10 protein-coding genes are annotated in these 7,187 nt (G+C 65.6%); 3 read left to right on the forward strand and 7 right to left on the reverse strand.

What is annotated here, in order from left to right; translation table 11 throughout:
• Nucleotides 1-14: 14 nt before the first annotated feature.
• Genes flgH through flgB form a run of 7 tightly spaced genes read right to left on the reverse strand, consistent with a single transcriptional unit; the run spans nucleotide 15 to nucleotide 5,135 of the window.
• Nucleotides 15-698, reverse strand: coding sequence for a flagellar basal body L-ring protein FlgH (gene flgH, locus ACYP5B_RS27360; protein WP_459571799.1), 684 nt, complete (start codon nucleotides 696-698; stop codon nucleotides 15-17).
• A complete protein-coding gene (flgG, locus tag ACYP5B_RS27365) occupies nucleotides 695-1,480 on the reverse strand; it encodes a flagellar basal-body rod protein FlgG (RefSeq protein WP_318237679.1) in 786 nt (261 codons plus the stop codon). The genes flgH and flgG overlap by 4 nt, the downstream gene beginning before the upstream one ends.
• A gap of 51 nt (nucleotides 1,481-1,531) precedes the next feature.
• Nucleotides 1,532-2,275 (reverse strand): flagellar basal-body rod protein FlgF, encoded by a 744-nt coding sequence (flgF, locus tag ACYP5B_RS27370; RefSeq protein ID WP_400100736.1) that lies wholly within the window; start codon nucleotides 2,273-2,275, stop codon nucleotides 1,532-1,534.
• Between the two features lie 50 nt (nucleotides 2,276-2,325).
• The gene (flgE, locus tag ACYP5B_RS27375; RefSeq protein WP_318237681.1) at nucleotides 2,326-3,567 is read right to left on the reverse strand and encodes a flagellar hook protein FlgE; all 1,242 of its coding nucleotides are present in this window, start codon (nucleotides 3,565-3,567) and stop codon (nucleotides 2,326-2,328) included.
• Nucleotides 3,568-3,623: 56 nt separating this feature from the next.
• Nucleotides 3,624-4,295 (reverse strand): flagellar hook assembly protein FlgD, encoded by a 672-nt coding sequence (locus ACYP5B_RS27380; protein WP_318237682.1) that lies wholly within the window; start codon nucleotides 4,293-4,295, stop codon nucleotides 3,624-3,626.
• A gap of 14 nt (nucleotides 4,296-4,309) precedes the next feature.
• Complete coding sequence (gene flgC, locus ACYP5B_RS27385; protein WP_006162655.1) at nucleotides 4,310-4,717, reverse strand: flagellar basal body rod protein FlgC; 408 nt, start codon at nucleotides 4,715-4,717, stop codon at nucleotides 4,310-4,312.
• A gap of 7 nt (nucleotides 4,718-4,724) precedes the next feature.
• Entirely contained in the window at nucleotides 4,725-5,135 is a 411-nt protein-coding gene (gene flgB / locus ACYP5B_RS27390; protein ID WP_400100741.1) for a flagellar basal body rod protein FlgB, read from the reverse strand.
• A 221-nt stretch (nucleotides 5,136-5,356) separates the two neighbouring features.
• Here flgB and flgA point away from each other — a divergent pair, with 221 nt between their 5' ends.
• From flgA to ACYP5B_RS27405, 3 genes are all read left to right on the forward strand, one after another.
• Nucleotides 5,357-6,076, forward strand: coding sequence for a flagellar basal body P-ring formation chaperone FlgA (gene flgA / locus ACYP5B_RS27395; protein WP_459571800.1), 720 nt, complete (start codon nucleotides 5,357-5,359; stop codon nucleotides 6,074-6,076).
• A 168-nt stretch (nucleotides 6,077-6,244) separates the two neighbouring features.
• Nucleotides 6,245-6,550: a flagellar biosynthesis anti-sigma factor FlgM gene (gene flgM, locus ACYP5B_RS27400; protein ID WP_318237685.1), complete on the forward strand. Its 306-nt coding sequence runs from the start codon at nucleotides 6,245-6,247 to the stop codon at nucleotides 6,548-6,550.
• A gap of 54 nt (nucleotides 6,551-6,604) precedes the next feature.
• Nucleotides 6,605-7,063: a flagella synthesis protein FlgN gene (locus tag ACYP5B_RS27405; RefSeq protein ID WP_459571801.1), complete on the forward strand. Its 459-nt coding sequence runs from the start codon at nucleotides 6,605-6,607 to the stop codon at nucleotides 7,061-7,063.
• Nucleotides 7,064-7,187: the final 124 nt, after the last annotated feature.

Genomic DNA, 7,187 nt, shown 5'->3' on the forward strand with positions numbered 1-7,187 from the left:
GACGCGGTCAGTGATCAATACGGTGAAACATTGAGGAAGAAACGCTGCAGCCAGCCCATGTTCTGCGTTTCGTCGATATAGCCCTTGGCGGTGTATTCGATGCGCGCGTCCGCCACCTGCGTGGACGGCACCGCGTTGTCGCCGGTGATCGTGCGCGGATTGACCACCCCGGAGAAGCGGATGTATTCCGCGCCCTGGTTGATGGCCATCTGTTTTTCGCCGGAGACGATGAGGTTGCCGTTGGCCAGCACTTCCAGCACGGTCACGGTGATGGTGCCGTTAAAGGTGTTGGTGGCGCTGGCGCCGCCGCTGGCCTTGAGTGCATTGGCACCGCTCATGGTCGCGTTCTGGGCGCTGCTGAACAGCCCGCCAAGCGCCCTGGGCACGGCATCGAAGGCCAGCGCGCTGTTGGACGTGCGGCTGGCGTTGGTGCCGGAGTTCTTGCTGGCGTTGACGTTCTCGCTGATCACGATGGTGAGGATGTCGCCCACGTTGCGCGGCCGGCGATCCTCGAACAACGGATTGCCCGCGTACGACGACTGGTAGATCGATCCGCTCGCCGGCGCCAGCGCGCGCGGCTCTGCCCGCGCGGAGGTGGGCAACTGGACCAGCGGCTCGCGCGGCATCATCGCGCAACCTGTCGCGAAGCAGCAAAAGCCAAGCGCGCCCAGGCGAGTCAGCGAGGCAATCATGATCATCCCAGCTGGGTGAGGCGCTGCAGCATCTGGTCGGACGTCTGCACGGCCTTGCTGTTGATTTCGTAGGCGCGCTGGGTCTGGATCATGCTGACCAGCTCTTCGACCACGTTGACGTTGGACGCTTCGACGTAGTTCTGCTGCAGCGTGCCCGAACCGTTCAGGCCAGGCACCGTAGTGTTGGGCGCGCCCGAGGCATCGGTCTGCACGTACAGGTTCTCGCCCAGGCTTTCCAGGCCGGCCGGGTTCGCGAAGGTAGCCAGTTGCAGCTGGCCGACCTGCACGTTGGCGCTCGAGCCGGGCTGCGTCACCGAGACCACGCCGTCACGCGCAACCGTCAGCGACGTGTAGTTGGCCGGCAGGGTGATGGCGGGCTGGATCACGAAGCCGCTGGACGTGACCAGCTGGCCGTTCTGGTCCGTCTGGAACGAACCATCGCGCGTGTAGGCGGTGGTGCCGTCGGGCATCGTGACCTGGAAGAAGCCCTGGCCGATCACGGCCACGTCCTTGCTGTTGCCGGTCTGCTGCGGATTGCCCTGAGTGTGGATGCGCTCGGTTGCCACGGGGCGCACGCCGGTGCCCAGCTGCAGGCCGGACGGCAACGTGGTCTGGTCCGAAGACAATGCGCCGGGCTGGCGGATGGTCTGGTACATCAGTTCCTCGAACACGGCACGCCCACGCTTGAAGCCGTTGGTGGAGACGTTGGCCAGGTTGTTCGAGATCACGTCCATCTGCGTCTGCTGCGCATCGAGGCCGGTCTTGGCAATCCAGAGAGAGCGGATCATGTTTGTCCTCACAAGGCTGCCGCGAGCCGCGGCAGCACATCAATTCAAAGTTCAGTTATTCGAGAGCAGTTGATTCGCGCGCTGATCGTTGGTGTCAGCGCCCTGGATCATCTTCATCTGCATCTCGAAGCGGCGGGCGTTGGCGATCATGTCGACCATCGCCTCGACCGGGTTGACGTTGCTGCCTTCGATCGCGCCGGAAATGACGCGGATGTTGGCGTCAACCTGCAGCGGCTGCGCGCCGGGGCGCAGCCGGAACAAGCCATCGTCGCCTCGGGCGATCGAATCGGGCGGCGGATTCACCAGTCGCAGCTTGCCCACCTGGGCCAGGCCTGCGGAGGTCTCACCCGGGCCGCGCGCGGTAATCGTGCCATCGCTGCCGATCGTGATCTGGGCACCCGGCGGCACCGCGATCGGGCCGCCATCGCCCATGACCTGCAGGCCGGTGCTGGTCTGCAGCTGCCCGTCGGCCGACACTTGCAGCGAGCCGGCGCGGGTGTAGGCTTCCGTGCCGTCCGGTGCCTGCACCGTCAGCCAGCCGTTGCCCTGCAGCGCCACGTCCAGCGGACGCTCGGTGTAGGTCAGCGGGCCGGCCTTGAAATCGGCGCCGGGCGTGGAGGCCAGCGTGAATGCACGCGTTGGCGAAGCTTGCCCCACCACCGGTACCGCGCGGAACATATTGACCTGCGCGCGGAAGCCCGGCGTGGAAGTGTTGGCCAGGTTGTTGGACACCGCGGCCTGCTGGTCGAGCGTCTGCTTGGCCCCCGACAGGGCGGTATAGATCATGCGGTCCATGGCGTCCCCTTAGCTCCTGTCCGTGCGGCTCGTCTTGCCCACGCTGCGCATTACAGGTTGACCAGGGTCTGCATGACCGTGTCCTGCGCCTTGATGGTCTGCGCGTTGGCCTGGTAGTTGCGCTGCGCCACGATCAGGCTGACCAGCTGGCCGGACAGATCCACGTTGGATGCCTCCACCGCATTGGACTTGAGCGTGCCAAGGCTGCCGCCGGCCGCGCCGACCACGGCCTGGCCCGATGCGCCGGTCGCGGACCACACATTGTTGCCCTCCGGCTTCAGTCCCTGCACGTTGCCGAAGCCGGCCATCACGACCTGGCCCAGCGCCTGCGTCTGCTGGTTCGAGTAGCTGCCGAGGATGGTGCCATCCGGCTGGATCGCGAAGCCCAGCAGGCTGCCCGCGGTGTAGCCATTCTGCACGGGCGGCTTGGTATCGTTGGCGCCGGCGAACTGCGTGGTGCCGGTCAGGTCCATCGCGATAGCCAGGGGGGCTGCGCCATTGGCGGCGGCAATATTGATCGTGGTGGTGGCGCCAGCGGCCGGCACTTGCAGCGTGCCCTTCGAGTCGAACTTGAGCGTGATCGGCGCGCCGACGACATTGCCCGCCGCATCGGTCAGGTTCATCGTCCAGTCGGTGCCGCCGCCGCCCGCTGCCGGGAACGTGCCCGCGCCGGGCGTGCCCGTGGAGAAGTACGCGGTCAGCTGCTTGGCGTTGCCCAGCGAGTCATAGACGGTGACGCCGGAGCTGTAGTTGTACATGCTCGACGTGGGCAGCGCGGCCGGGGTGCTGGCGAACGGCGTTGCCGGTACCGTGCTGCCGGAATTCAGGTTGAAGGAGATGCCGAGGGTGGTGGTCGCCTTGGCGGCCATCGTGGTGTTCGGCACCACCAGCGGCTGCGGCTGCACAGCGCCGCCGCCCGTCGTGCCGGCCGGGTAGCCGGTCAGCTTCAGGCCTTGCGCGTTGGTGATGCTGCCGTCCTGCTGGCGCTGGAACTGGCCATTGCGCGAGTAGAAGACCGAGCCAGACGAATCGGTCAAGCGGAAGAAGCCGTTGCCATTGGTAATGGCGACATCGAGCGCGCTGCCGCTCGACTCGATATTGCCCTGGTTGAACGACTGCACCACCGAGTTCACGGTCGTGCCCAGGCCAATCTTGGTGCCGGCGTACACGTCGGCGAACTGCGCGGTCGATTGCTTGTAGCCGACCGTGTTGGCGTTGGCGATGTTGTTGCCGATGACGTCCAGATTCGATGCGGCGGCGTTGATGCCGCTTACCCCTTGACCGAAACCCATGATTTTCCCCTAGTTACCTGAAATCCTGCCGGCGCTTCTCGCGCTAGGCCACGTGATTAAAGAATGCGACGAACGCCATCGACCGGCGCGGTGCGGCCGCCGCCGATATCGACCAGCACGCCCGTGGAGTCGCCACTGATGCTGTTCACCTTGCCGTAGACCAGCGCGACCGGCGCCACATCCTTGCCGTTGGCGGTGGCGGTGACCTTGAAGCTGTAGTCGCCATCGGCAACCGCGACGCCTGCATCGTTCTTGCCGTCCCAGGCGATGTCGTGCACGCCGCCGGTCTGGCCCTTCATGTCGATGGTGCGCACCACGTTGCCGTCCTTGTCGAGCACGCTGACCGTGACCGCATCTGCGGTCGCCGGCAGGTCCACGCCGATCTGGCCCGGCACGCCGCTGGCCACCGTCGTGGCATTGCCCGGCACCATCACCGTGTGGCCGATCAGCGCCGCCGAATTCATGGCGCGGCTGGCGCTGACTTGCGTCAGCAGCGAGTTCAGCGTGGTGTTCAGGGTCTGCATGCCGCTAACCTGGCTGATCTGCGCGAGCTGCGAGGTCAGCTGCGAGTTGTCCATCGGGTTGAGCGGATCCTGGTTGTTCATCTGCGTGACCAGCATCGTCAGGAAGCTGTTTTGCAGGTCGGCGGCGGAGGCGCTGCCGCTTTGCAGCGTATTGGCGATCCCGGCGGCGCTGGTGCTGCTGCTTGTGGAAGAAGTCGTGGTCATTGCGTATCCCGGTTTTACTGACCGATGGTCAGCGTCTTGAGCATCATGTTCTTGGCGGTGTTGAGGACTTCCACGTTGGCCTGGTAGGAACGCGAGGCCGAGATCATGTTGACCATCTCCTCCACCGGGTTGACGTTTGGCATCGTGACGTAGCCGTCGGCATTGGCCAGCGGATGCGTGGGGTTGTGCACCATGCGCGGGGGCGACGGATCTTCCATCACGCCCTCCACCTGCACGCCGCCCACGTCGTTCTGGCCCGGGGTCGCGGCCAGGCCGAACACCACCTGCTTGGCGCGGTAAGGCTGGCCGTTGGGGCCGACGGCACTGTCGGCATTGGCCAGGTTGGACGCGGTCACGTTCATGCGCTGCGACTGCGCGGCCATGGCCGAACCGGCGACTTCGAAGATGTTCATTGCTGGCATGGCTTTCTCACTGCTGGATGGCCGACAGCATGGTCTTGATCTTGGCGCTCATCACGGTCAGGCCGGACTCGAAGTGCACCGCATTGTCGGCAAAGGCGACGCGCTCGGTGTCCATCTCGACGGTGTTGCCATCGATGCTCGACTGCATCGGGATGCGGTAGTCGAGTTGCATCTTGTCGGCGAACGCCGAGCTCGCGCCCGGCAAGTGGCGCACCGAGGTGGTGGACAGCGAAACGCCTTCGGCTTGCTTTCCGCGCTCGACGCTTTGCGCCAGCGTGCTGGAGAAATCGAAGTCGCGCGCCTTGTAGCCGGGTGTGTCGGCGTGGGCGATATTGGAGGCAATCACCGATTGCCGCTGGGTCCGCAAGCTCAGCGCTTCTTGTTGGAAGCGCAACGCCGCATCGAGTCTGTCAATCATGTCTGTGTCTCGCTGGAGGGGAGAGCAACGAAGGTCGACCTTCTTCAGGTGTGCCATCTTAGGGGCGGCCCCGCCATGCCAATCGCACGAATAGGGCAAAGAAAACCGCGCATTTCGACTCGAGCAAGAGCTCGGGGCTGCCTACAATAGGACCCGTTGACACGCACGTGGCGCCCGCTTTCGCGGTGTGGTCCGCGTCGTTTCCTTGCTTGGACGACCACATGAACCCTCGTTTCCAGGCCGCCGCGGCGCGCGCCCTGCTCTGCGTGCTGGCCGCCGGCGGCACGCTGCCCGGCAGCGCCGGCGCGGCGCCGCCCTCGCCGTTTCCCGAAGACCCGGTACGTGCCGCGGTCGAACAATTCCTTGAGCGCCAGACCGCCGGCCTGCCCGGCAAGGCCAGCATCCAGGTGGTGCCGCCCTCGGGCGGGCGCGCGCCGGATTGCCCGCTGCCCGAGCCGTTCCTGCCGCCGGGCGCGTCCCCCTGGGGCCGGGTCTCGGTCGGCGTGCGCTGCGCCGGCGAGCGCCCCTGGACCCGCTACGTGCAAGCGCGCGTGTCGGTCGTGGCCGACTACTATGTGGCCGGGCGCAACCTCATGCCCGGCGAGGCCATCGACGCGGCCGACATGGAAGTCCGCCAGGGCGACCTGGCGTCGCTGCCGCGCGCGGTGGTGACCGATCCCGCACAGGTGACCGGCGCGGTGGCGGCCAACCGCATCGCCGCAGGCTCGCCTATGCGCACGGACCTGCTGAAGAAGGCCATTGCGGTACGCCAGGGCCAGAGCGTGACGGTGCTGGTGGAAGGCGATTCGTTCCAGCTCAGCAGCGAAGGCAAGGTCATGGCCGAGGCCGCGGTAGGCAACAACGTCCAGGTGCGGCTCAAGAGCGGTCAGGTGGTCAATGCGCTGGTGCGCAGCGGCGACACGGTGGTGCTTCAGCAATAGGGAATCGGGGGCGGCGAAACCTGGGGTTACGTAGCCGTCTCATGGGCCGTCCCATGAGACAATATCGCGCGCTCCGGGGCCGGAAAAACGGCGTCGCGGCGCCGCAATCCGCCCTAAAGTTTCGCCCGAAGCATCCGATAAGCCAAAGGTACCCAGCAAGGAATCATCGTGAAGATCAATCAGACCACCTCGTCGAGGCCGAGCGACGCCATCGACGGCGCCGTGCGCAGCGTGGCCGGCGCCCCCGGATCGACGGCTGCCCCGGAGACCTCCAGCGTGCGCGTCAGCAGCCCCCTGTCGGCCCAGGTGCGCGAGATCGGCGCGCGCATGGTGGAAGACCATGACGACGATATCGATACCGCCAAGGTCGATGAGATCCGCCAGGCCATATCCGAAGGCCGCATCAAGATCGACCCAAGCAAGATCGCCGACGGCCTGCTCGCGTCCCTGCGCGAACTCAGCGGCGGCGCCTGACACCGCGGCTTGCTATGGGCCGCATTGCCAACCCCACCCTAAGATAGGCAAGCCATGAGCCAGTCCCTGATCCAGAACCTGCGCCGCGAAACCGAGCTAGCGCAGGAGTTCGCCACCGTGCTAGGCGAAGAACGAAGCATGATCAAGGCCGGCGATTACCAGGCCCTTGCCGGGCTGCTGGAACGCAAGGTAGAACTGGCCGGATTGCTGGGCGCCCTGACGCGCACGCGTGAGGAGCAGATGGGAGCCATGGGGATCCGCACCGGCGCGGGCGGCCAGTTGTTCGGGCGCCAGATCGATCCGTCGGTGGAAGCGGCATGGCGAACGCTGGTGTTTGCTGCCCGCACTGCAAGCGATGCCAATACGCTGAATGCCGCGGTCGTGGACGCCCATCTCGAGTTCACCGAGGAAGCGATTCTGGCGTTGCGGCAGCGGGGCGACAACACTACGCTGTATGGGCGCGACGGGCGCACGCAGACCGGGCCGCAAGGGGTCAGTCTGGCGAGTGGTTGAGTTGGGTAGTGGTTGAGTTTGGTAGATTTGCAGTGGTCTAATTTCCTCGGACAGGTCGATAGGGTGACAATCCATATCGACGAGGAAACAGATGACAAGACAACGCCGACAATTTGATGCCAGC

Source organism: Cupriavidus sp. 8B, assembly GCF_054589115.1.